The organism is Blastocatellia bacterium (genome assembly GCA_016713405.1).
GTDB lineage: Bacteria > Acidobacteriota > Blastocatellia > Chloracidobacteriales > JADJPF01 > JADJPF01.
The window spans coordinates 1-24,502 of sequence record JADJPF010000027.1 but is presented as its reverse complement, the minus strand read 5'-3'; the positions used below and the strand labels follow the sequence as shown (position 1 = coordinate 24,502).

Annotated in this window: 27 protein-coding genes, 2 pseudogenes and 1 CRISPR repeat array; of the genes and pseudogenes, 7 read left to right on the top strand and 22 right to left on the bottom strand. The window is 35.8% G+C overall.

Annotation, left to right across the window (positions count from 1 at the left end; translation table 11 throughout):
* Positions 1–58: 58 nt before the first annotated feature.
* The gene (locus tag IPK14_25820) at positions 59–2,344 is read right to left on the bottom strand and encodes a copper-translocating P-type ATPase (protein ID MBK7996662.1); all 2,286 of its coding nucleotides are present in this window, start codon (positions 2,342–2,344) and stop codon (positions 59–61) included.
* 5 nt (positions 2,345–2,349) lie between these two features.
* Entirely contained in the window at positions 2,350–2,754 is a 405-nt protein-coding gene (locus tag IPK14_25815; GenBank protein ID MBK7996661.1) for a metalloregulator ArsR/SmtB family transcription factor, read from the bottom strand.
* A gap of 253 nt (positions 2,755–3,007) precedes the next feature.
* Between IPK14_25815 and IPK14_25810 the strand changes: the two genes are divergently transcribed.
* From IPK14_25810 to IPK14_25780, 7 genes are all read left to right on the top strand, one after another.
* On the top strand, positions 3,008–4,486 hold the full coding sequence (locus tag IPK14_25810; GenBank protein ID MBK7996660.1) for an NAD(P)/FAD-dependent oxidoreductase: 1,479 nt from the start codon (positions 3,008–3,010) through the stop codon (positions 4,484–4,486).
* 19 nt (positions 4,487–4,505) lie between these two features.
* Positions 4,506–5,657 (top strand): LLM class flavin-dependent oxidoreductase, encoded by a 1,152-nt coding sequence (locus tag IPK14_25805; protein ID MBK7996659.1) that lies wholly within the window; start codon positions 4,506–4,508, stop codon positions 5,655–5,657.
* Between the two features lie 16 nt (positions 5,658–5,673).
* Entirely contained in the window at positions 5,674–6,468 is a 795-nt protein-coding gene (locus IPK14_25800; GenBank protein ID MBK7996658.1) for an alpha/beta hydrolase, read from the top strand.
* An 80-nt stretch (positions 6,469–6,548) separates the two neighbouring features.
* Positions 6,549–8,672 (top strand): MFS transporter, encoded by a 2,124-nt coding sequence (locus tag IPK14_25795; GenBank protein MBK7996657.1) that lies wholly within the window; start codon positions 6,549–6,551, stop codon positions 8,670–8,672.
* An 83-nt stretch (positions 8,673–8,755) separates the two neighbouring features.
* Entirely contained in the window at positions 8,756–9,412 is a 657-nt protein-coding gene (locus IPK14_25790) for a hypothetical protein (protein MBK7996656.1), read from the top strand.
* Between the two features lie 29 nt (positions 9,413–9,441).
* A complete protein-coding gene (locus IPK14_25785) occupies positions 9,442–9,831 on the top strand; it encodes a carboxymuconolactone decarboxylase family protein (GenBank protein MBK7996655.1) in 390 nt (129 codons plus the stop codon).
* Positions 9,832–9,922: 91 nt separating this feature from the next.
* Positions 9,923–10,861 (top strand): hypothetical protein, encoded by a 939-nt coding sequence (locus IPK14_25780; GenBank protein MBK7996654.1) that lies wholly within the window; start codon positions 9,923–9,925, stop codon positions 10,859–10,861.
* Positions 10,862–11,116: 255 nt separating this feature from the next.
* A CRISPR array of direct repeats spans positions 11,117–12,162; the repeat unit is 37 nt; unit sequence GTCTTAACCCGCAGCATGCCACGTCAATTATTCCTAC.
* A gap of 253 nt (positions 12,163–12,415) precedes the next feature.
* Here the strand turns inward: IPK14_25780 and cas2 are convergent.
* The 20 genes and pseudogenes from cas2 to IPK14_25680 all read right to left on the bottom strand — a co-directional run bounded on the left by cas2 (position 12,416) and on the right by IPK14_25680 (position 23,738).
* The gene (gene cas2, locus IPK14_25775; protein MBK7996653.1) at positions 12,416–12,691 is read right to left on the bottom strand and encodes a CRISPR-associated endonuclease Cas2; all 276 of its coding nucleotides are present in this window, start codon (positions 12,689–12,691) and stop codon (positions 12,416–12,418) included.
* A gap of 3 nt (positions 12,692–12,694) precedes the next feature.
* Positions 12,695–13,243 carry a CRISPR-associated endonuclease Cas1 gene (gene cas1, locus IPK14_25770; protein ID MBK7996652.1) on the bottom strand — a complete coding sequence of 183 codons (549 nt, stop codon included), beginning with the start codon at positions 13,241–13,243 and terminating at the stop codon, positions 12,695–12,697.
* A 35-nt stretch (positions 13,244–13,278) separates the two neighbouring features.
* On the bottom strand, positions 13,279–13,692 hold the full coding sequence (cas1, locus tag IPK14_25765; protein ID MBK7996651.1) for a CRISPR-associated endonuclease Cas1: 414 nt from the start codon (positions 13,690–13,692) through the stop codon (positions 13,279–13,281).
* Between the two features lie 27 nt (positions 13,693–13,719).
* The gene (locus IPK14_25760) at positions 13,720–14,013 is read right to left on the bottom strand and encodes a hypothetical protein (protein MBK7996650.1); all 294 of its coding nucleotides are present in this window, start codon (positions 14,011–14,013) and stop codon (positions 13,720–13,722) included.
* A gap of 8 nt (positions 14,014–14,021) precedes the next feature.
* Positions 14,022–14,609: a DUF1887 family protein gene (locus IPK14_25755; GenBank protein ID MBK7996649.1), complete on the bottom strand. Its 588-nt coding sequence runs from the start codon at positions 14,607–14,609 to the stop codon at positions 14,022–14,024.
* A 484-nt stretch (positions 14,610–15,093) separates the two neighbouring features.
* Positions 15,094–15,573 (bottom strand): TIGR02710 family CRISPR-associated protein, encoded by a 480-nt coding sequence (locus IPK14_25750; GenBank protein MBK7996648.1) that lies wholly within the window; start codon positions 15,571–15,573, stop codon positions 15,094–15,096.
* A gap of 12 nt (positions 15,574–15,585) precedes the next feature.
* On the bottom strand, positions 15,586–16,959 hold the full coding sequence (locus tag IPK14_25745; protein MBK7996647.1) for an ISKra4 family transposase: 1,374 nt from the start codon (positions 16,957–16,959) through the stop codon (positions 15,586–15,588).
* Between the two features lie 298 nt (positions 16,960–17,257).
* On the bottom strand, positions 17,258–17,671 hold the full coding sequence (locus tag IPK14_25740; GenBank protein MBK7996646.1) for a hypothetical protein: 414 nt from the start codon (positions 17,669–17,671) through the stop codon (positions 17,258–17,260).
* A 20-nt stretch (positions 17,672–17,691) separates the two neighbouring features.
* The gene (locus IPK14_25735; protein ID MBK7996645.1) at positions 17,692–17,880 is read right to left on the bottom strand and encodes a hypothetical protein; all 189 of its coding nucleotides are present in this window, start codon (positions 17,878–17,880) and stop codon (positions 17,692–17,694) included.
* Positions 17,881–18,109: 229 nt separating this feature from the next.
* The gene (locus tag IPK14_25730; protein MBK7996644.1) at positions 18,110–18,469 is read right to left on the bottom strand and encodes a hypothetical protein; all 360 of its coding nucleotides are present in this window, start codon (positions 18,467–18,469) and stop codon (positions 18,110–18,112) included.
* A 35-nt stretch (positions 18,470–18,504) separates the two neighbouring features.
* A complete protein-coding gene (locus IPK14_25725) occupies positions 18,505–18,915 on the bottom strand; it encodes an SH3 domain-containing protein (GenBank protein MBK7996643.1) in 411 nt (136 codons plus the stop codon).
* A gap of 331 nt (positions 18,916–19,246) precedes the next feature.
* On the bottom strand, positions 19,247–19,972 hold the full coding sequence (gene csm5 / locus IPK14_25720) for a type III-A CRISPR-associated RAMP protein Csm5 (protein MBK7996642.1): 726 nt from the start codon (positions 19,970–19,972) through the stop codon (positions 19,247–19,249).
* Positions 19,899–20,282, bottom strand: a complete 384-nt coding sequence (locus IPK14_25715) for a hypothetical protein (GenBank protein ID MBK7996641.1) — start codon at positions 20,280–20,282, stop codon at positions 19,899–19,901. The genes csm5 and IPK14_25715 overlap by 74 nt, the downstream gene beginning before the upstream one ends.
* 66 nt (positions 20,283–20,348) lie before the next feature.
* Positions 20,349–20,735 carry a hypothetical protein gene (locus IPK14_25710; GenBank protein ID MBK7996640.1) on the bottom strand — a complete coding sequence of 129 codons (387 nt, stop codon included), beginning with the start codon at positions 20,733–20,735 and terminating at the stop codon, positions 20,349–20,351.
* A 59-nt stretch (positions 20,736–20,794) separates the two neighbouring features.
* Positions 20,795–21,361, bottom strand: a complete 567-nt coding sequence (locus IPK14_25705) for a hypothetical protein (protein MBK7996639.1) — start codon at positions 21,359–21,361, stop codon at positions 20,795–20,797.
* 136 nt (positions 21,362–21,497) lie between these two features.
* A pseudogene (gene csm3 / locus IPK14_25700) lies at positions 21,498–21,845 on the bottom strand (type III-A CRISPR-associated RAMP protein Csm3).
* Entirely contained in the window at positions 21,821–22,135 is a 315-nt protein-coding gene (gene csm3, locus IPK14_25695; protein ID MBK7996638.1) for a type III-A CRISPR-associated RAMP protein Csm3, read from the bottom strand. The pseudogene csm3 (IPK14_25700) and the gene csm3 (IPK14_25695) overlap by 25 nt, the downstream one beginning before the upstream one ends.
* Complete coding sequence (gene csm2, locus IPK14_25690) at positions 22,132–22,578, bottom strand: type III-A CRISPR-associated protein Csm2 (GenBank protein ID MBK7996637.1); 447 nt, start codon at positions 22,576–22,578, stop codon at positions 22,132–22,134. Before csm2 ends, csm3 (IPK14_25695) begins: the two co-directional genes overlap by 4 nt.
* A gap of 38 nt (positions 22,579–22,616) precedes the next feature.
* Positions 22,617–22,928, bottom strand: a complete 312-nt coding sequence (locus tag IPK14_25685) for a hypothetical protein (protein MBK7996636.1) — start codon at positions 22,926–22,928, stop codon at positions 22,617–22,619.
* A gap of 59 nt (positions 22,929–22,987) precedes the next feature.
* Positions 22,988–23,738: pseudogene (locus IPK14_25680) on the bottom strand (IS1 family transposase).
* Between the last annotated feature and the right edge of the window lie 764 nt (positions 23,739–24,502).

The following is a 24,502-nucleotide window of genomic DNA, read 5'->3' as shown; positions in this document are numbered from 1 at the left end:
CAAACTATTATCTACTAGCAAATAAAATACTTATATTTTTTACTCTAACAACTAACTTTTATAAAAGCGAAATATTTTTCAATCGTAAACTATTGCTAACAACAGAAACACTAGAAAGTGACATTGCTAGGCTAGCTATCATAGGAGAAAGTAACCAACCTGTTAATGGATAAAGCACTCCAGCAGCAATGGGAATACCAATAATATTATAAATAAATGCCCAAAATAGATTTTGTTTTATTACTTTCACAGTAGCTTGAGAAAGTTTAAAGGCTTTTATTACAGAAGGCAAATCACCTTTAATTAAAGTTAAATCTGAAGCTTCTAGTGCAATGTCTGAGCCTGTTGCTAGAGCGATTCCAACATTAGCTTGAGCCAAAGCAGGAGCATCATTAATGCCATCTCCTACCATAGCAATAATTTTATTTTTCTGCTGTAACTCATTAATTTTACTAGCCTTATCAGATGGTAACACTTCACTAAATATAGTTTTAATACCTAATTTTTCACCAACTATTTTAGCTGTTTGACGGTTATCACCTGTCATCATCACTATTTCTAAACCAAGTTTTTCTAGTTCTTTGATTGTTGATAAGGCATTTTCTTTGATCTGATCTGCTAGTGCTAAAACTCCTGCTAAACGCTTATCAATAGCAATATACATAGCCGTTTTGCCAAGTTTAGCTAAATCTTTAACATAATTATTAAACTCTAGTAAGTCTACCTGTTGGCTTTCCATAAATTTTTGATTACCAACCAAAATTTCTTGGTTTGATACTTTAGCAATAACACCTTGTCCAGCAGTAATACTAAAATTCTTTGGTTCAGAAAGAGATAAATTTTTATTTTGAGCAGCTAAAACAATTGCTTTGCCAATAGGATGTTCGCTTCCCTGTTCAGCACTTGCAGCCAGACTTAAAAGCTCTGTTTGGCTAATCCAATCAGCAGCAATAATGTCTGTTAGTTCTAATTTTCCAGTTGTTAATGTCCCAGTTTTGTCAAAAACTATGGTTTGAATTTTGCAGACTTGTTCTAAAACCTCTCCATTTTTAATTAAAATTCCCGCTTTTGCTCCTTTTCCAGTACCAACAATAATTGCTGTAGGTGTTGCTAAACCTAAAGCACAAGGACAAGCAATTATTAATACTGCAACAAAATTATTTAATGCTGATGCAAGGCGAGTTTCTTCAGGCGATAAAATAAACCAAACTACAAAAGTTATTAAAGCTATTAAAATTACTACTGGCGTAAAAATTCCACTTACTTTGTCGGCTAAACGCGCTATGGGAGCTTTTGACCCTTGTGCAGTTTGTACTAGTTTAACAATTTGCTGTAGAGCAGTATCTTTACCAACTTTTGTAGCATAAAACTTAAAAAATCCTGTTTTATTAATCGTCCCAGCAAAAACATTATCCGACACATTCTTTTCTACAGGTAAGCTTTCCCCAGTTAACATTGATTCATCAATCGTAGTGCTACCTTGCCAAATTTTACCATCCACAGGAATTTTTTCTCCTGGTCTAACTACTAGTAAATCCCCTGTTAGCACTTCTGACACGAGGATTTCTATCTCCTGGTCTGCTCTTAATAGTCGGGCTGTTTTTGGCTGCAAACCAATTAATGAGCGAATAGCATCACCTGTACGGGTTTTAGCCCTTAATTCTAGTATTCTACCTAATAAAATTAACGTAATAATTACACTAGCAGCTTCAAAATAAACTGGTTGATTATGATGGTTATTTATGTGGTGAGTAGAAACTAACCACTTAGGAAAAAGTGTCACGGCTAAAGAATAAAAATAAGCCGACGATGTACCCACAGTAATTAAAGTATTCATATCAGCAGAAAAGTTTTTTAATGCTGATAGCGCACCACGAAAAAATTGCTCACCACTATAAAATATTACTGGTGTAACAAGAAATAACTGCAAATAGTTCACACCTTCAAAATTTAACCAAGCAATTTCTCCATGTGACATAGCAATAATAAACACAGGTAGAGTAAAAACTAGCGCGATTAAAAATTTTCTTTTTAATGTGCTGTATTCTTTTGCTTGTTCTATGGCAAGTAAATCTTGTGGCTCATCTGATGGTTTATTTACCAAAACCTGATAGCCAAGTTTTTCAACCACTTGGCTTAAGGCTTGCCTATTGGTTAGAGTGGGAATAAATTCCACTTGTGCTTGTTGTGTAGCAAAATTTACTCCAGCCTTTTTTACACCTGCGGTTTTAGAAAGTCGTCTCTCTATCAACTGCGCACAAGCAGCACAAGTCATGCCTGCTATAGGCAGTTCTAAAAAAATAGCATCAAGTTTTTCTTCTTTAATTTCTATATCTGTAGACATATATGTTAATCAATTAAATAAATGGCTTCAGCCTTTTTTGCTACCTGCAATTGAACAGGTGCTAACGCCGTACAACAAGCATTTATTAATTCTTCCCGTTCTGCCTGCATTTCTTTATCTTTAGCAAAAGCGTCCAAAAGATTTTCTAAAATATTTGCTGCACATTCATTTGCAGGTTTCACTATTTTATAGTGCATCCATTTTCCATCCCGCCGAGCAGTAACAATTCCTGCACGACGTAAATAAGCAAGATGACGTGAAATTTTTGGCTGATTTGTCCCTATTACATCAACAAAAAAACATACACATATCTCATCTTGACGCATTAAATTAAGTAACCTTAATCTAGTGCGATCTGCTAAAGCACGAAAAAATAACTCTAAATCAAACTTTTTCTTTTCTTTGCTCATAAATCTTTACCCTAAAATTTTACTTTTAGAATTAATATATGCTTAAGCATATGCTTATTCTATTCTCGATTTTTATATACGTCTAGCAATATATAATAATTTCTGCCAATTAGCTTTTATTTATAGTAAATGGTAGATGACACTTACCTAAGATATAGATATATAATAAGCCAAACAAAACATATTGAATAGAGTTGATATTAGCGTCTTAGCTGGAGAAAAAAATCTTAAACGATGGAGAGTTTATAAATTTATGACAAACTCAGAAGGTTATGCACCATTAACAGTAGCAATAATAGGCACGGGGTTTGGTGGCTTATGTATGGCTATACAGCTTAAAAAAGCTGGTATTAACTCTTTTATGATTTTTGAAAAAGCAGATAAAGTTGGTGGAACATGGCGAGATAATACTTATCCTGGCGCGGCTTGTGATGTTCCTTCTCATCTTTACTCCTTTTCTTTTGAACCAAAATATGATTGGACAAGAAAATATTCTCAGCAATCAGAAATTTTTGACTATTTACAGCATTGTGTTGATAAATATAGACTTGCTCCACATATTCGATTTAATACAGAAATTCAAGAAATTACTTTTGATGAAAAAACGGCTCTTTGGCATTTTAAGACTACAAATGAAGAAGAATTTACAACTAAAATTTTAGTGTCAGCCTGTGGACAATTAAACCGCCCTGCTTACCCTAAAATTGAAGGTAGAGAGTCTTTTGCTGGAATGCAATTTCATTCTGCCCGCTGGAATCATGACTATGATTTAAGAGGAAAAAAAGTTGCTGTTATTGGTACAGGAGCAAGTGCCATTCAATTTGTCCCAGAAGTAGTTAAACAAGCCGAACATGTAATTTTATTCCAGCGCACTCCACCTTGGGTAATGGCTAAATATGACCGTGCATATACATCATTTGAAAAAACACTTTTTAAGGATTTTCCTTTACTCCAAACTCTACACCGTCTACAAATTTATCTTACCCATGAAATACATTACTTTGGTTTTCAAAAAGGCAACCCATTTAATAGCCTTATGCAATACCTTGCACATCATAATTTGGAAACAGCTATTAAAGACCCTAAATTAAGAGCTATTTTAACTCCAGATTATCCAATAGGTTGTAAACGTGTACTAATTTCTAATGATTATTTTCCAGCACTAGCAAAAGAGAATGTCGCTGTTTTAACAGATGATGTAGTGGAAATAAAGGCGGAAGGCGTGCTTTCAGACAAGGGAGATCTTTACCCAGTTGATACAATTATTTATGGAACAGGTTTTCAGAGTACAGACTTTTTAGCTCCAATGAAAATTACTGGACGCGGTGGACTAGATCTTAATCAAGTCTGGCATGATGGAGCAGAAGCTTATTTAGGAATGACGGTTTCAGGATTTCCTAATTTATTTATTATGTATGGCCCAAACACAAATCTTGGTCATAACTCAATTATTTATATGTTGGAATCTCAAGCACAATATATTATGTCTTATATGGCACTTCTACAGGAAAAAAATCTTGCTTATTTAGAGCTAAAAAGAGAACGTCAAAGCAGTTATAACAAAGAAATACAATCACAACTTAATCAATCAATTTGGAATGCTGGTTGTACCAGTTGGTATAAAACTGCTTCAGGTAAAAATACTAACAACTGGCCGGGTTTAACATTTGTATACAATTATAAAACTAGCAAAGTAGATATTAATGATTACCATGTAGCTTTTAATAGTTAAGGAGATTACGATAAGCTCTATGAAATTTTTTCTTTTTCATTTAATGCCTTGGCCCCACTTGCCAGCAGATTTTGAGCAGCATCATAAAACTTCTTGGATTTGGTGTTCAAATAGTTTCTATGATCCAAAAAAAGGTCATCAAGTTTATAATGACTACCTAGACCAACTAGAAGCAGCAGAAAAGCTTGGATTTGACGGTGTTTGTGTAAATGAGCATCATCAAACGGCTTATGGACATATGCCATCACCAAATATTATTGCTGCTGCTCTAGCACGTAGGACAGAAAAAATCAAAATTGCAATAATTGGTAATGCTCTCCCACTTTATGACCCTCCACAACGTGTAGCAGAAGAAATAGCAATGCTAGATGTAATTACTAATGGTCGTATTATTTCTGGTCAAGTTGTAGGTGGTGGCCCGGAATATTATTCTTTTGGAATTAACCCAAGTTTTGCTCGTGAACGCTTCTATGAAGCACATGAGCTAATAATGCGGATTTGTACAGAAGATGGGCCATTTAGCCATTATGGTAAGCATTTTAAGTTGAAATATGTAAATTCTTGGCCTAAACCCTTGCAACAACCTCATCCGCCTATTTGGATACCTGGCGCGGGAAGCTTAGAAACAATGGATTGGGTAGCTAAAAAGCGTTATGCCTTTATGGGTATCCCCTATTTTCATATTGATGTATTTCGCAAAAATTTTAATTATTTTAGAGAAGCAACAGAAAAAAATGGCTATACAGCTAAACCAAGTCAGCTAGGTTGGTTAGTGCCAATTTATGTTGCAGAAACTGACGATCAAGCCCGCAAAGAATTTGAGCCGCATCTTTGGTATTTCATCAAAAAATTACTTAAAGGATTAACTATTATTCCTCCTGGTTATACTTCAGCTAAATCTATGGCTAAGATTTGGGGCGATGCTCAAAAGAATTTCTTAGAAAAAGTGGAAACTTGGGAAGAAATTCTGGCTGGGGGCTATGCCATTGTTGGTAGTCCTGAAACTGTATGCGAAAAGCTAATCAAATATGGAAATGATGTAGGGTTTGGCAACTTACTTAGTATTATGCAATTTGGCGATATGCCACATGAAAAAGCAATGCGTAATATGAACTTATTTGCTACAGAAGTAATGCCTAAACTTCGTCAAGCTTTTCCACAAGAAAATTAAAGAGGAGTTTTCTTTGATGACAAACCCAGTTGATATAACAATTGATTTTGTAGATGTGCGAGGCAAAAAGATCCAAGTTATTAGAGGTGGCGAAGGCGAAACCCTACTTTATTTACATAGCGCAGGTGGAGAAACTTTTCCGCTACCTTTTCATGAAGAATTAGCCAAACACTTTTCTTTGATTGCTCCAGCACATCCAGGTTTTCATGAATCTACAGGAATTGAGCAAATTAATGATATTGAAGACCTTACATTTTATTATTTAGAATTTCTAGACGCTCTTAAATTAGATAAAGTTAATATTGTGGGGACATCGCTTGGTGGTTGGTTAGCAATGGAATTAGCTGTTCGATGGCCTGAGAGATTTAAGAAAATTGTGTTGGTTGATGCTGTTGGAATTTGGCTTAAAGATACCCCAATGGCAGAAATGTTTGGGCTAGAACCAACAGAATTACGCGAACTTGTTTTCTTTGACCCTAATTCAGATATTGCACATGCTTTAGTTCAAGATGAACCGCCAGAAGATTTTTTGTTTTTAGTTCTAAAAGCTTTAGAAACTACAGCTAGACTTGCATGGAATCCTTATTTACATAACCCTAAATTACACAATAGGTTATACCGCATCAATGTCCCAACTTTAATACTTTGGGGTGAGTATGACAAACTTGTTCCATTGGCTTATGGTGAAGCATTTAATAAGGCTATCCCTAATTCTAAGTTAGTTGTTTTTAAGGATTGTGGACATATGCCAATTTTTGAAAAAACTTCGGAATTTGTTGATGAAGTAGTCAAATTCATGAAGTCCAACTAAAACTATTTTTGATTTGGGAACGTTGGTAATTTTTCTATTAATACTGAAAATAAATTTCCAACATTCCCAAATATAGCTTTATGGCTTTAGCTAATACACAAAAAAACTATACTCCTGCAATTGTTGCTGCTTGTTTACTTTTACTAACTGCATTAAGTGATTCTCACGTAGTGCCAGCTATTGCACCACAAATTGCACTTGGCCTAAACACTAGTAAAACCTTTATTGCTTTCACGGTTTCAGCTTATGCTGTGGCTGCTGCAACTATTGCAATTGTTCTAGCAAAATACTCTAGCAAAATTTTGATAGACCGCTGGTTGTTAGTAGCAAGCGGGATCTTTCTAACATCAAGCGTTATTACTGCGCTTGCTCCACACCCAACAATATTTTTTCTTGGTCGCACAATTAATGGTTTTGCTGGTGGGCTGATTTCAGCTTTAACAATTGCTGGTATTGCCAATGCAGCCGAATATGCCAAACGTGGCCGTCAAATGAGTGGTGTAGCTGTCTGCTACTTTCTTGCACCTGTGCTTGGCGTACCTTTAGGAACATTTTTAGCAGGTGCTTTTGGTTGGCGAACCTTATTTTTATTCTCATTTATATCAACTCTAGTTGCTGCTGTGTTGGTTTATCGTTATCCACTACCTAACAAAGACATCAATAAATCTGCTGAAAACATAGAAGAAACAAAACCTACCTCGCAATCTCTTTGGAAGCTCGCAACACGTTCTAAATCAAATACACGAGGGATTTTAGCAGCATTTTTTGTTTCTGGTGGCTTAGTTGGCTTTGTTACTTATTTAGGCATTTGGCTATCAGACGCATTTTTCTTACAAACCAATCAAATCGGCTTAGTTTATGCTTTAGTAGGGTTTACAGCCGTAGCAGGTGGAGCATTAGGAGGAATATTTTCTGACAAAATAGGTAAGCAAAAAATGATTGTTTATAGCAGTAAAGCTATGGCGTTATTTTTGCTAGTACTGCCAACATTTAATTGGAGCATCACGCTATTTGTTTTAATGTCAATAGTTTCCATTTTAGCAGCTTTAAGAATAGCTCCCCTTCAAGCACTTGTTACAGAAATAGTTAGTGCCGATGAACGACCTAGCTATATAGCCTTACGTAATACATCCTCACAAATAGGTATTGCTTTGACGGTTGCTATTTGTGGGCAAATTTATAATTCATTTGGGCTAGCTGGAGTATGTTTAGTCTGTAGCGTTTTAACTGTTGGGGCTTGGCTGAGCATTCAAGGCATAGATTTAGAAGGAAAAACAGTTTATATCAAGAGAAATATTTGGCTAAAGCGTGTAATTACTGCCGCTGCAACAATTATATTAACTATTGTTTTAGTCTTGCCTTGGATAGTAAGTTTTCTTATAACCAAAGCTCAAAGCCGCCCAGACGAACGATTAAGAACCGACACTCCCAGTAAATATAATGCTGAATATAAAGAGGTAGAATTTAAGTCTATTGATGGCAACAAGTTAGTAGGTTGGTATTTACCATCTAGCACACAACAAATTACTTTTGTAATGACACATGGGATGTTTAGATCTCGCTATGAAATGATGGATCGTAGCATAGACCTTTGGAAACAAGGCTACGGAGTTTTACTTTATGATCTGCGTCGTCATGGAAAAAGTAAAGCAGAGTTTTCTAGCCTAGGTTTTTATGAACGTCATGATGTCATAGCCGCGCTAAATTACGCTGTAGCGCAAGCACCGGAAAACAAAATTGTCTTGATGGGTGTTTCAATGGGTGCAGCAGCAACATTGATGGCAAGTGCAGAATTAGCAGATAGTCCACAAGCAGAAAAAATTATTGCTGTTATTGCCGAAAGTAGCTTTCTATCTTTTGAGCATACGGTTTATCATCACTGTAAATTAGCCAAAATACCTGTCTTGCCCTTTGCCCCTGTTTTAACATATTTGACTGCTTGGCGAATGAATTTTAATCCAAGCCATTTTGATCTGTTAGCTGCTTTAAGAAAAATTCCTTATCCAATTCTTTTTATTGGTGGCACAGAAGATAGACGTATGCCAACGGAAACCGTACTAGAACCACTTTACAATGCTGCAATTAACACAAAAAAGAGCAAATATTTAGTTAGCGGTGCAAGTCATGGTAGAGCATATGAAACCGAACGAGCGGTTTATATAAAAACTTTGACAGATTTCCTAGCTACATTAGACAAAAACTAGCAAGCTAGGTTTTATTTGAGCAATTAGAAAAGATAAAATTCAAAAAATTTTTACTTAAAATCAAATCAAATATTAGGAGCTTTATGCAAAACAAAAAATTTTATTCTCTAGTAGTAACTCTTAGTGTCACAGTATGTTTATTCTTAAGCAGTTTTACACTTGTTGATGATGCCTTTGGTCAACAAAAAAGACGACGTAAAAAATCAGGTAACACTATGTCATCTAAACCTGCTGATCCTCGATCATTAACCAGAATCCAAACTCTTGCCGTAAATGTTGGCGCAAAGAAAAAAGCTGTTGAACTATTTTACTTAAATATGCCTTGGGGTCAGCAAACCTTTAGCTTTATAGAAGATGGTGGAAATGATTACTATAGCAACCGCACTTGGCCTTTTGCACATATAAAAGTAAATACTGCGGCTAATTACCAAGGTAAATCCATTACACCAGGAGACTATATTTTATATATTACTCCTAAGAATGAAAAAAATCCTCAAATGTCCATTTCTTTAGCTTCTGTTAAACTTCCGGCAGATAAGAAAACTTTCTTAGTTAATGGTGACGTTTTCACAGAAACACCTGAAGACATTCAAGTTGTTACTAGTCGAGCAATTCGTTTTGATAAAGGTGCGCCAATGTTAAAATCTCTAAAAATAGACCTTACAGCTAGCGGATCAGATGTAAATATTGGTCTACATTATGGAGATCGTACTTTCACAGATAAACTTACTGTTAATTAATAAAGTTAAACAACCTAGGAGAAATCTAAATGGATGACCCAAAACCTAAATCAAATGCTAATGGTGAAACAGATCAATTAATTCCTATGGAAGATGAGTCGGCGGACTCTTACTCAATGTTAGAGCCAAGAATGAAGCGCGTTTACGGAGCTTATTATAAGGAGCTTTACTATACGCCAGAACGCCGAATATTAGACCCAAAGGTTCAAGAGTTAATTTCTATTGCTGCTTCACTTGTAGCAAAATGTGATGGTTGTTTAGATGGACATATGAAAAAGGCTATGGCATTAGGGGCAACAAAAGAGGAAATCAGCGAAACCATTTGTATTGCTGCTGCAATCAACGCTGCTTCAATGATTGATATGAGCGATAAGATGGCAGCACGATTAAAATTAAAAAATTTTCCTAACAAACCTTAGAAATAACTATAAATTACTTATTTTCGTTAGGTTTAAATATAATAAGTGCCAACTTAAGCTTGCAAAATTTAGCTTAAGTTGGCACTTATTTTTGTATAAACAAGAATTTCAATCCCTGTTAGAACTAGGAGATGGTTCAGCACTAGAAACAGGTGCAAACTGCGATGGAAAGCCAACTTGCGACTGTCGTTCAAAAGGAATCTATAAATGTAAATGCGACCGTATTTATTTAGACCAAACAGCAGATTGGGGATATGATTCTTATCGTCAAACATACTACTTTGGTCACACTTTTTATCAACATACAGTTTCTGTTTCTGGTCATGATTTACCCTTACATATAACTATGGGGCCTGCTTCCGAGAGTGATTTTACTCTGTCTATGAAAAGTCTGGATTCTATGCCTAAGATGTTTTCTTCACATACTTTACCCGTGAACATTTACTCTATGAGCTATGATTCTGGTCACGATGGCTTAGGCATTTATCAGTATCTTAAAGCTAACCATATTAAACCTGTTATTGCCCTTAATCCCCGTTCTGGTACGTTCCCTAAGCCTACTGGCACTGCTAAACTTGTTAATGAAAAAGGCATTCCTCTTTGTCCTGCTGGCTTAGAAATGCGTTATAATGGTAAGCGTGGTGATGGTAGAATTTATTACCATTGTCCCATTAAGCGTCCTGTTTATATTGATAGAAAAGCTGTTTTTAAGACTCACTCTCAAGAGTGTCCTCAAGGTTCTCTTTGTCAGCCTGACTCCCAAATGGGGCCGGTTGTTTATATTCGTTCCTCTGATGACTTACGTCTTTATCCTGATATTTCCCGTCATTCTCCTGAGTATAAACTCCTTATGAATCTTCGCACTGGTTGTGAGCGTTCCAACTCTACCAAAAAAGTTGTTCATAAACTTGCTAACCGCCCTTGTCGTTCTGCTTCTCATTTTTTGTTCGTCTCTATCTTGTTGCTATTCTTGAACATTCCAAGGCTTGGTTGGCCGATCGTAAAAAAACTGTTGGTTCTGATACCTTAAAACTTATTGCTTCTTTTTTAGCTGCTTAAGTTTTTTAGTTTTTAATTTTACTTTTTCTAGCTTTTTTGGCTTGGTTGCGTAGCTTTGCCTTTTTTTCTTGTCTTTTTACTTGCTAGCTTTTTGTCTTTGCATTTTTGATTTTTTGGTTGGCTTTTCTCTCTGATTTTATCAATTTATCCTATTAATCTTACGCATTTTTTAGGATAAATCTTTCCGTACATACCTATCTTCTTTATTCTCAACTATTCAGCTTTTTTTGCTGAATACCCTCTGCCACGTCAATTATTCCTACAAACTCACTTCTGATTAATTCTAATTGCACATACAATAGATGTCTTAACCCGCAGCATGCCACGTCAATTATTCCTACTTGAGTAGTTTTTATGTAGAAAGTGAATTATTAAAGTCTTAACCCGCAGCATGCCACGTCAATTATTCCTACAATTCGATTACAATTTGCTCTCTGATATGTAGGGGTAATTTGTCTTAACCCGCAGCATGCCACGTCAATTATTCCTACATACTACGAGTTGGCCCTATTTCGAGGTAAACGGAAAATGAATCAGTCTTAACCCGCAGCATGCCACGTCAATTATTCCTACGCGGATTGCATCTGGTAAAATTCTGTTTACTAAATAATGTCTTAACCCGCAGCATGCCACGTCAATTATTCCTACCAAAATGTCATCCAGATAAACGGCATAAAGGAAATGGTTTAGTCTTAACCCGCAGCATGCCACGTCAATTATTCCTACGCTTTTCCTTGTAGGTTCAAGCTTAGCTACGCCGGGCGCGCTGTCTTAACCCGCAGCATGCCACGTCAATTATTCCTACTTTTGCTTGCGTTGTGTAAGTGCCATCTTATCTAATCTGTCTTAACCCGCAGCATGCCACGTCAATTATTCCTACAAGTTAGGCATCAATAATTTAATTTAGGAGTTTTTAAGGTCTTAACCGCAAATGCTCCGTCAATTATTCCTACTGGGTGTAGTCTTTATTTAACTTTGAACAGACACTTATAAGTCTTAACCCGCAGCATGCCACGTCAATTATTCCTACTTTTCCTATAGGTTCTCCTTGTTTTCAATTCATCTTTGCTAGATATTTAGGTCTTAACCCGCAGCATGCCACGTCAATTATTCCTACATTAAAAGGTTGAAAAAGTTTTTTAATGATAATGTAGAAATAAGTCTTAACCCGCAGCATGCCACGTCAATTATTCCTACAAACATAAACTCTCCTTAACTCCCCGAAACTGTAAAACGTCTTAACCCGCAGCATGCCACGTCAATTATTCCTACTCCTGGGGGTTCAACTGCCGATGAATACAGGCTTAAAACCCCAGTTTTGGCTAACTTTATGCTGAATTAGGAATTGTACGACGTGAAAACGCTAAGATTAAAACATATGATTTCCTGCTTGTCAACGAAAATAAACGACTTATCAATTTTGGCTAACCTCGATTTTCCTAACAAGATGTTGCACCTCCATAAAATATGGCTTAACCCCTTTATCTACAACATCTGTAGACACACCATTCTTTTTAAAAAAGCCCTAGAAAATATAAACATCAGGATCGTTTGTAACTGCACCTTTGCCTAGTATTTGTACTCGTTCTTGACAAGCTCCACAGAAGCGATAAATCCTAGTGCTATCTTCGCTAGGTTCAATAACCTTCATAAGTTTATCAATGAGTTGAAGAACTTGACGTTCTTCAATTAGGCATTCAAAAACGCTACGCTGTACCCTAGTTCCATAATCTTCCATCAAAATGGCTACTTTACGTAGACGTTTTTCATCAGCAATATCATAACTTATTAGCACTAACATAATTTAATGCCACCCTTCAAAAGGCGTATAAGGTTGACTTCGCATCAAAGTCCGTTGTAGTTCTAGGGCTTGATCGTGTAAGGCTCGACGAAAAGATGTTTTTTCTGCTGTACGAAGATGAGTAAACTCTGTAGTAACATACTTTTCATATTCTTTTAAGAATTTCTTTCGGGCTTCCCCTTCTAGGTAAACTGCTCCATCAGGCATAGCCGTAAAATCATTGGCAACTAATACTTTGTTATTCACTAAATTAATTATCAGACGGTCAATTACTAAATGACGAAATTCCTCTATAAGATCTAGTGCAAGTGAACAACGACCGTAATTTATCCCATGATAAAAGCCTATGTATGGATCAAAGCCTATGGAGACTAACGCGCTAATTGCTTCATTATAAAGCAATGTATAGCCAAAACTTAGCATTGCATTAACTGGATCTGTAGGCGGCTGACGAGTACGTTTATTAAATTGCAATTCTCCAAGTAACATTTTGCTAAAGCATTGAAAATAAAGGGCTGCTCCATGACCTTCTACACCCCGCAGACTATCCATAGTTTGCTTTCTATAAGCATCTGATCGTAGAGCAACTAGGTTAGAAATAGGATCAGAAAATTATATTCTGGATGGTTACGCTGGAATCTAGCTAGCACAGAAGCCGAGTTAGCAAGTTTTCCAATCACCATTGCCTTAGCAATTGTAAGAGGAAAACTTGAGTCACGAGCAAAATCATATTGGCGTACTCTTAAAGGCACGTTTTTTGTAGCAATAGGTGCAAGCCGTCCCTTTAATTTTCCTTGCATAGTTAAAAACGCTGTGTCAATACCTCGATTAAGCAAATAAGCTATAACTTGTGTAGTTAGCTGGATATGTCCAAAAATAACTACTCTTTCAACCTTAAATTCATGAATTTCAGTAATAACAGTGCTTCCCATTTCAACCACTAGGCGGTTATGATCTTTGCTAAGAGTCGCGCCTTGTTCGGTTAAATAAAGTGTTGGCATAGCAATAACTCCTTTATTTACGTCTAGTTACTGAGTTAATTTTCCCTTAATTATATTTGCTAGTCGTCCTGCGTCTAAGGTTGAAAGCGGTTGACCATCTAAATAATTTAGAGTGTCAATAACTGTAACTTTTTTTTCTTCAGCTAATTTATGTAAGCTCTTAGGTAAGCGATTAGCTAAAATTAAAAATTTATTGGTGTAAGTGCCAAGATTACTTCCTGCGGTAGAAAGTTGGTCAATGCCACTTTTAGGACGTTTTCCCTCTTTGTCACCCATTTTTACTTCTGCAATACCTACACGATTACCTAATCTAATTACCATGTCAATTTCTATTTGATCGCCAACTCCCTCCGGTCTAACGCCTGCCAAAACTTCAAAGCCGCTTTTTTAAGAGCGTCATAAACACACTTTTCAAATTTTCCACCAAAACTAAGTTGGCCGGTTTCATCCTTGCTAAAACCTTCTTGGCGAAAGCCTGGAAGGTGAGCATTTAGGTAGTCTGCGGCTGAAATTAAATCTGGCAGGTTTCTTTCTCTAGCCTTTGAACTCAAGCCTTGTTCGGTAAATTGATAGCGTTTTAACACAGTTTCTTTTTCAGTTTGAAAGTAAACAAATTCTGTTTTGGTTCTTGCAACCAAAGCAAAAGCAGCAATAGCCATTGTTTTAGTGCCGCCTGTTAAGTTGACAATAATGTCTTTTTTACCTGCTAATTCTTTATCTAAAGTTTGCACCGTGCTAGTAATTTCATAAGGATGGACATTAATGCAACGACTAGCTTTAATTAGTTTAGTTAGCCGTTGGGCTACGGTTTCAGTTTTCGTTGTAGCAACCAAAATAGTCTCAGCAGGTTTTAGATAAAGTGCTGGCAATAAAATGGGCATTGGTTGTTCACCAACAAGTGCAATCATTGTGGTCATAAATATTTTGCTCCTAAATGGTTTATTACAATGTAAACAAAGTAAAATTATATTTTTAATCTTAAGCCTCAACGGGGCGACATAACTGTAGCCTAGGGCGCGAGCCTCATAAGTGCGTACCTAAGCAATAAGTTATGCACAATGAATAAGTTACTAAACTCTTAGCTCCGAAGGAGCGTAAGATATGTAGCCTAGGACTTATGCCCTAGGAAATAATAATTAAGTCCTTTCAAGCCCTGAAAGGGCGAAAGAGTCTTTTCTTGTTGTTAAAAAACTCTTACGCCCCGTTGGGGCTTTATACGACATATTACTTAAACCCAGAGCTTACGCTCTGGGCTACATATCTTTCGCCCTTTCAGGGCTTAAGAATTTAACTACTCTATTTTCAATTAGTCATACGTAGGGTTGAAATCCTACGCTACGTATCTGTCGCCCCGTTGGGGCTTAAGATTAAAATATCAGAAAACTCAATTTACGCTGTTGTTTATTCTTCTGGAAGTTTGGCAAAGTCTACTAAATTGCCTAGATTCATACGCTTGCAAAGAATTGTGTGGAGTCTTTCATAATCTTCAACCTTTATTGGTGTTAACCCATGTGCCAATATTGATTGATTACGAGCATTTTGCACATTACGAAGTTCATTAAAATAAGCAAAAAAAGTTTGCGCGTGTGGATGAGGTGGCTCAATTGCTTTTAGCACTCTAAAAAGGGCTTCTGAGCCTATTTTGATTTTGCCATCTCGCTCATAATGTTGGATATATTCTTCTTTTAAGCTATCAGGAAGTTTATCTTTAGGAAAATCACTTGCACTAGTAACATTTAGAGGTGGTTCAGTAATAGCAACTTGGGCAACCATTTCTAGCGAGCGATAAAGCCGGGCTACTGCATCATCATACTTACCTTCTGTTGCACGACGTGCTGCATTAGCAATTAGGTCTGTTATAAGACTTCGGCTGGGAGCAATACCCGTTTATGACTATTTATTGATAAGTTTATAACGGGCAAAAAGCTGATCAAAAGTATCATTGTAAAAAGCACAACGCAAAAGTAACATTTTGTTACCATTGATTTGATACCACCAAGCCCCAGAACGCTTCATGCGAACATGGCAAATAAACTTGTTAGCAGATTCAATAGCCCCTGAGCCTCTAGGAAATTGACTATGTTTGAAAGCTTGATAATCAATGCGGTGACTATTGGATTTGAGGTAAGAAATCAGTTTGCGAATTTCATCTTCAACTTCAGAACTAGAGGCTTTGATTCTTTGCAAGCTAGCAACAACACTTTCTACTTCACCAAAATTGAGTTTAGCCATAGTAGATTCAATAAACAAAGCCTGCTCATTTTGCTCTGTATAAAGTAGTTTAGCCATTTTATGAATATGCTCAGAACAATGGTAGTAATCTAATATTTCTGTGCCAGTTGGAAATGATGTTTTTAAGTGTGTCCAGAGCCATTTTGCTCCATCTCCTAGTAATGCTACTCTAACTTTTTCCGTTGGTATGAGTGTTGATGCAAAGTTTAGTGCTTGCCCAAATTCCTCTTCATTTGCAATTTTATGCCAACTCATTATTTGTTCTATTCTGTCCTGGCACACTAAATATATTCTAAATCCCTTTGCTTCTTTCCACTCTCCTTTTCCTCGCTTTTCTGAACGTGAACTAGCTTGAGGTCTAGTTGGCATATGCGCTCCATCTGCTGCTACTACTAGCACTGGCTTCCATACTCTGCCTTTTGCTGCTTGCTCTATTATTTCTTCTACTTTATGTTGGCTTGGCAATACTCTTATGTTGTCTGCTGCTTGTCCCATTTCACTAGCTATTTCTTGCATACAGTGGTCAGAGATTTTTATCCCTGTTAGTCGCTCAAATATTTGGCTTGCTCTATTGTATGGTACTTCGCTAAATAGTTCGGCTGCTGCCCTTTGCAAATCATATTGTTTTTTCTGTGGTGCTATTTTCATTTCTTCGTCATATGGTTGATATCCTTTTTGGCACTTTTTACAATAAAAATATGGCCTTTCTATTTCTATTTCTCCATTTAAGCTTTCTACTATTCTACTTCTCATTTGTGGTTGTTTTGTAAGCATTTTTCCACATTCTTGACACACATATTTCTCTTTTGCTTGTTCTTTAGCTCCTTGCTCATTTATTACTTCTTGCATTATTGCTCTGTTTACTTTTTGTCCTTCTTTTTTTACTATTTCACTTATTGCTTGAAAATCTTGTTTCTCTCCTATTTTTTCTTTCAAATTTTTTACCATTTCATCTACCGCCTTGTATCCTGCTTGTTTCCATTTTTCTTCTATCTTTGCTTGCTGAATTTCTCTTAAGTTTATCACTGTTACCATTTTTCTTATACCCTCTTTGCTAGTTTTTTCTTAGGTAAACAGTTATCCCTTTATTTTTCAATCTTTACTTCCGCTAAACTTTGGCTTATCAATTAGTCATAAACGGGTATTGCTCCCCTTCGGCTAGCTTTCTTAAATTGATTTGTATCAGCACTAAGTTGTTTTAAGCGTTCAAAATTAGCTTCTACATCAGAAACAAATTGTTGATATTTAACTTGCCGATTAAAGCAAAGTAATTTTTTATTTGCTCAAGTGCTGTTTTATGTTGTCTAAGTGCTTCTAGGTGTTGGAATTTATCCTAAAGGTCATAGATTGTACAAAGCTGGCTAATAATCTTAAAAAAGCCTTTTAGCGTATCGTCTAAGACCTGTTTAGCGGCTAGCGTGTCACAAATTTCTTTTGCAGCTAGAAATTGATAACGGTTAAAGTATTTGGCGATTAATTTTTTATCATCCACCGCATAAAGTGACCAAGGATTTATGCCTGGCTTAACAACTTCTGAGCCATCAAGAACAATTCCCACACCTGCTTTAGATCGACGCTCTCCGCCAATATAAGAAAATTCATAACCTTCTTGTACTGTAGCAAGCCCTAAAGCAACAGACATTTGTTTTGTGCCACCTGTATAATCAACAACGGTGTCTGCTGCGGCTACACCCCAAACTTCTAGTTGTGCAATACATTCACGAGCTTTTTGATAGCAATGTATCAAGTCATTTTCATCATCAAGAATTACTTTATGATCCTAAAGCTTAGTAAGTCGTCTCCAAACTGTTCAACAAGCATTTTTCTAATGTTAGGAATTAGTTCAACAGTTTTTTGAGAGCATAAAAAGCAAATATATTGCGGTTTATGCTGACCAATGGATTTAACAATTGGGGCTTCTGTGCCACCAACAGAAATAATTAAATTTGTGTACATTGTGGTTGTTCCTAGATAAAAATTTTATTTTTAGCGGAATTTTGTTTCTAACTTTTCAATTTGCTTAAATATTGCGGCTGTTTTTGCTGTTTCCACTTTGGATAGTCGCTTACGTAGTTCGCTGAGTTGTTCGGCTAAGTCTTTGCGGGTTTCTGCATCTTCAGGGAATCTATAACCTGATTCATTCTTGTCTATTGCTTCTACATAAGTGTTAAGTTCCTCTAAAAAACTACTTTTTTAAGGCTTCTTCTGCATTTTTACCATTAGGATAAAGTGATAGATATCTTGCATTAGTCGAATTAATTGCTCCAATATAGCAGGAAACAAAGCCTTCACATTCACCACCAAGAGGGTTATTAGCCGCTTCCCAAGCAATTTTATCGCCTACAGGCAAAGCTTTATATTTTTCCTGCAAATCCCAAAATACATCATATCTAATTTTCCAAGAACCTTGGATTTCATCATAATAAATTTTAGCATCTTGTTTTTTTAGCCAAGATTTATATTGTCCGGCTATCGCTTTTTCAACAGGAATAGAGTCAACAGATTGACGAATGGCTAGGAGTTGACCTAATTCTAGCTCAGCCAAAGTAGCAGGCGTTTTTACTTCCCTTGATAGTTTTTCTAAAAATTAACTAAATCCATTTGATCATTAAATGAAGTTTTTTCCTTCAAGCGAGCATTAACTAAATTGATATAAATTTGCTCTTTTTTACTTTCATCAAAGCTTTCTGTAAAACCACCAAAGACCCAACCTTGCTTGCCATCAGACAAAAGGACTTGATACCAAAAGTCTTGATCTTGGCCGATTTTTTCTTTTTTTTCAGTTTTTCCAATTTCTTTTACAACCGTTCCTACAGCAAGTTTTGTGATTTCTTTAGCAGTAGTTTGTGGGTCGCTTCTCACTCTTACAGCAGAAGCGGTAATAATGCGGGATTTTTCTTGTAAGAAATTTGCAGCAAAAGCAGAGCTAAAAATTACAAAAATAAAAACCAAGGCAAGTGATTTTTTTAATAATTTATTAGGTGTAAACATTTTGTCTCCTGGGAGCGCGAACTTCTAGTTCGCATCTTCAATGTTGTTAATAAAAAGCGGGCAAGGTGCCCGCTTTAATCATTATTAAACTTTCTCAAACTCGATTTTCACCCAACCAAAGGGGCGCGTAGCACGATATTTTTCAACCATTGGTAGTTTACGAGTTTTTGGATATTGAAAATCTAGGTGATCTTTGTCTAACTTAAAATTCCTACGCAGATTAGTAAATTCTTGTGTAGATAATTTTTTGCTAGCAATGTTCCAACTGTTAATTTATGCCAGCCAGAACTATGACCTATAGATAAATAAATAGTGTTGGCAGGAGATTGGCTTATTTCTTCTGCAATTCCTGATAAAAAGCTATCAATTTATCTACTTCACAATGTTCTGCTTTTTGTTCTATGTGACTAAAATAATCAATCTCCCATTCAACAATATCTTTAGCAAATTGATTAACAGCCTGACAAAGTGAAGCTAAAGAAAAGTTTCTTTGCTGCTTGTTCCAACCCATTTTGTCAACGGCTCGACTGTTAGTTAAAAGTCCAACATCCAGGGTTAATTTACCACTAAATTCAGAGTCATTTCTTATAGCTTCATAAAAAGTCCAACTAGGCTTAAATTCAGCAGTAACGGTTTTTCCTTTATCTTTTAGCAAAACACGAGCATTTAGAATTTTTTCTGCAACTAGCCCTAAAACCTTTTCTGCAACTTGAGACTGGCTATCACCAACTTGTAAAACTCTAAATAAATCAAAGGCTTTATCTTGGCGTTCTTTAGGGTTGGTGCTAGCTTGCAATGTATTTTCATTTAGCACTCTATCAGCAAACTTGTCTTTTTCTTCACGTGCAATTTTTTGAAGTAGGTTTTCATCATTTAAGCATTGCTGATAAAGCCAGGCTGTCCGCAAAGCACCTTTAATTGATGAACCAGGAATATAAACTTCATAATCACTAGTTTTGGTAGCAAGGCGAATTTTACCATTTTTATTTTTTAGCTCTTGCTCCAAATGTTGAAAAGATTGAAGATATATCCTTTTTATTAGTTGGACAAGTAGCATAATTCCAAGTATTTGAGCCAAGCATTATTTTATGATTCCCAGTTAATTTGCCAAAAGTTCTTCCTAAATCATCAGGGTTTGTAGAAAGATTTTTAACAAAATCTGGTGCTAACGTTGGGTCAGCAAAAAATAGACCTTCTAAATCAGGAACAATAATTCTTTTTGTTTGTTTGTCAGGCTGACCTTGAACATCTATGTGATATTCCATTGGCAACATTTCTTCGCCAGTTCCAATGTGAACAGGTGCCATTGCTGTTAACTTGTAATTGTAATTTTCATAGCGACGTTGCTCAGTTGGTTGCTTACTCATCGGCTAAATCTCCTTTCATTGCTACAGTGTAGGCTAGACCATTGATTTTTACCCTAAATGAAAGCCCTACACGTTGTTCTTCTTCAAACAATTTTCCATAAATTGGCGGTTGTTATCTTTAGGAAATACAGCACCTTCAGAAAACATAAACAAAGTAGGCTTCCAGATTTGTTTAATTTCACCTCTAACATAAGCACTTTCCAGAAAACCTTTGCGGCGTTCTAGTTGCCCGTAACAATGTTCTTGATTTGTGGTTAAATTCTGTGTGTCTGCATTATTTGGAAACATTAGTGATAATGTAACAAGTTGTTTTGCATCTGCAATTTCTGGAAAAATTGCTTTGTTTGCAACAGTTAACGAGTCGCTAATTTCAACAGCACATTGACCAAAGCCTACACTTGTATTTCCACCAAAACCTTTTTCTTGTAGAAAGCTAATTGCAGCCTTTAACATTGGGCGAAGTTTTTGATCAAATTGGCTATCAATCTTAACCAGAAAATAAAAACCGCTCGTTAATTTTTCTGATATTTCCCCCTGTTAGTTTGGCAACTTTTTATGTTTGACGAATAGCTACAACAGGGTTCATGGAAAAGGTTGACAGTTGCATTAGTCAACCGATTAATGGTGTTACGTGCTACTTCAGTTTCTACCAAAAGCTTAGTTAGCAGTTTTAACTGGTCTTTTTCTGCTTGAGTCATCAACACACCTGCATGAGCAATAAAATTATCTTGTTTAAAGCTACCATCCAACATTGCAGCAAAAGCTGTTTGGGAAACAAATTTTGCTTTTTTAGCTTTCTTTTCTTCCTGATATTTTTCTTCGCTTGTTAACTCACTTATTTTTGGTGGCAACATAGGACGTGGAAAAAACAAGAATTTTTGCCCTTTTATATTTTGAACAAAAGGAAAAACAGAGCTTAAAACAAAAGGGGCAGCATTTTCTTGAAAACCATTTAGCAAATCGATTAATTCTTGCTCACCATAAAGCAGGCGAATTGACCAGCAAATCGCACCAAAAAGCGTATCTGAACGCGGCACCGCTTTAGAAAACGGTGTTTTAGGTTGCAAATAAATAATCATTTGCCTAGCTCCTGTTTTAATTTATTGATTGTTTCTTGATAGCTACTCAAATCTTTTAGCTCACTAACAGCTTTTATATTGCGAGCCTGTCTTACACCACTTTGATAATCAGCTAATTTGTAAATAATTGGGTCATCTAGTAAAAACGAATTTGACCAGAACCCCGCGAACCACTCCCACCAAGCGCAGAATCTTCAAGCAAGCGTAGAGCTAGAAAAACTTTGTCTAGCAAATCAACATCTTTTGTAGCCAAACTTTCCACATTAAAAAGAAAATAAGTCATTTCAAAATCAAAGTATGAGCCAACCGGCACACGTTCCATTTTTCGCGGGCCTGACAATGGTTTAGAAGTAATGCGGTTGATGTTAACTTCGGTTTTAATTTCAACCTTTGGTAAACCTTGTCTTTCTTCCAAATCCTTCATTCTTTTCTTAGTTTTTTCATCAGGAAAAGCATCTCTTACAAAGTAGCGTGTTGGCCCGTTGCACGGTCAGCTTCAGCAGGTGCGCCAAAAATTCGTGAAATTGCATCATTAATATCTTTACTAAAATAAGGCTTGCCGTCTGTTACTTTGCCTTCAGCCCATTCAAGCAAAGAACGCATTTTTCCTTTTAATGACGAACCTGGGATGTAAGGAAATCCATCATAAGGATCTCTAATTACTGGGTTATCCATTCCGCCTATTTCATAACCACCGCCGGTTGAGCCAATATGCAAGCCTGAAACACATTTAATTTTTCCATTTAAGGTAACTGTAGCAATTAGTTGATTCATTGATTAATATCCTCCTTGTTAGCTTTTGTGTGATAGTAGAAATAAGCGTAAACAGATTCAAAAAAAGTAGTGAAGGCTTTTAAGGATTCTTTCATTTCTGTTAAATTGTTACTTTTCAATATCTTAGTAATTGAGATATCAAAAAATTCCTTAAAATCTTTGCTTAGTGTTTCCCGTGCAGTTGCATAAGCAATTTGTGCCTTCAAGACATGAAGTTTTACTTGTATTTTTGCCAATTCTTCATTTTGTGCTGATTGGCTTTCTGCAACTCTAACCAAGTTATAAAACTTGTTGACTTGCGTTATGGTGTCATCACGTCCAGCAAAAGACTTTCCTAACTCTTCATTTAGGCCAAGAATGTCATGTGTAAAATGCTTTGTTGAAATAGTGTCCCGGAATTTTTTAATGCTTCGTTGACACGAGGGGGTTGATTGTCGCCATATCTTTGACCTTGTGGAGGTCTATTTTGTTGATAGCTCATTTAGTTTACTCCTTCCAAATTTTCTTGATTTCTTTCACGGGTTCTAAGTGCTGTATAACCAGCGATTACTGATAAATAGGCTTGTTGGTCTTTAATCATTGTTTGTAAATCACAACACAATTTTTTATCTGAAACATTGCGTACAAGCGAGTAAAGAAATTTAGGGATTAGCAAAAGATTAACTTTAGCTTTTTGTTCATTTTCAAAATCTGGCTCAATGTACTGTCGATGAAGTGCCATTAAGTTATAAATAAAACCACGAGAAACTTTTGCAGGGTCAGCTTTTAATCCTTCAATTAATTTATTTGACATCTCCCTAACACCTGACCAATCTTTCGGTCGTGTTCCAAAAGAGTTGGAAGAGCAAAAAATCAAAAAGAAAATTCAAGACGATTGATAAATAAGCCAATAACTAAATCATGAAAAAAAATAGTTTTAGAAAAGCAAATAGTTTTCTAACTAAACGTTTAATACGAGTGCGAAAATCAAGATTTTTTCTTTCAATTTGTTGAGTATTTTCTTTACCAATAGTGTGATGTTCAGCAGGTAAATTTCGGTCATAGCTCCCCAATTATCAGTATAAAAATGTACTTATAGAGAATGGTTCTAATAATTTTTTAACTCAAGAAATGCGTCATCATCCCTTTTACCTAAAACATATGCTAATATTTTTTTACTGTCTTTTTCTATAGCATACCATAACCATCTTTGTTCTTCTTTTTTGCCTATAAAGCTCCACATTTCATCTATTTCTACTGTATAATTTTGTTTATCTTGAATTTTATGTATTTCAACACTAATAGCTTGTCCATTAAAAGATTCTATAACGCAGTGTTTACTTGCTTAATTTCTGAATGTTTTTTTTTAACTCATTTAATACAGTCGTTGGGCTTATTTTAAGACTCTTGCTGTATCTCTTATTCCACTACCATTTATTGCCATTTCTATTACTTGTTTTTTTGTTGTTTCCAAAATTCCTAGATTACTATAATCTAATATAAATGTTACTTTTTTACATTCTTCATTTGTACAGCAATATCTTTGTTTGCCTTGCTTATTTACTCCATATTTGATTACTTGAGTTTCATTACAGCTTGGACATTTTACTTGTATTGTTGCCATTTTCTTTTTCCTGATTTTTGTTTTTTCTTTTTTGTATTTTATCACTCCTTTTTTTTATAAACAACTTATTTGGAACACGACCACTCTGTTGATTTCATTATTTTTAACTTCCTAAGTCTTAATTATTTGGGAAAGAAAGATGAAGTAGTAATAATACATAGCTAGAAAATTTAATCTAGTAAAATGCTTGGACAACTAAAAATATTTTGGTTTAACTAATAATGCTACATAGTAACATGAAAATAGGCTAGCCTAAAAACTAGCCTACTAAAAGAGAGAATTATTTTTCGTAAGGCTTTTTCACAATAGGCTTACCAAACTTATAAAACACAGGCTGAGTAACTATTTGATCAAGCAATGTAGAGGTTAAAATCCCGTCTAAAACAACTAGCAGCTAAGGTTGGAGTGATTTCTTTGCCTGGCTGATTTGCGGCTAAGGCCAGTGGAATTAGAGACAAAGTGGCGGTTAAGGCAGTCATTAAAACAGGAACAAGCCTTCTATGAGCCACGAATAATCATTTTTTCGCTAAAACTTTCTCCTTCTTTCTTTAACTAAATGTTGATAATGAGAAATCATCATAATTCCCATTGCGGGAAGTAAATACCGACGCCAAGGAAATAAACTATACAAGTGCTGGAATAGAAAACACTCCCCAGTTAAAAGTAGAGCAATTATTGCACCGATTAAGGCTATGGGATGTTGGACCATTACTTGGAGTGTACCTGCCAATCGCCTAAAGCTTTAATTAGCAAAAAGAAAATAG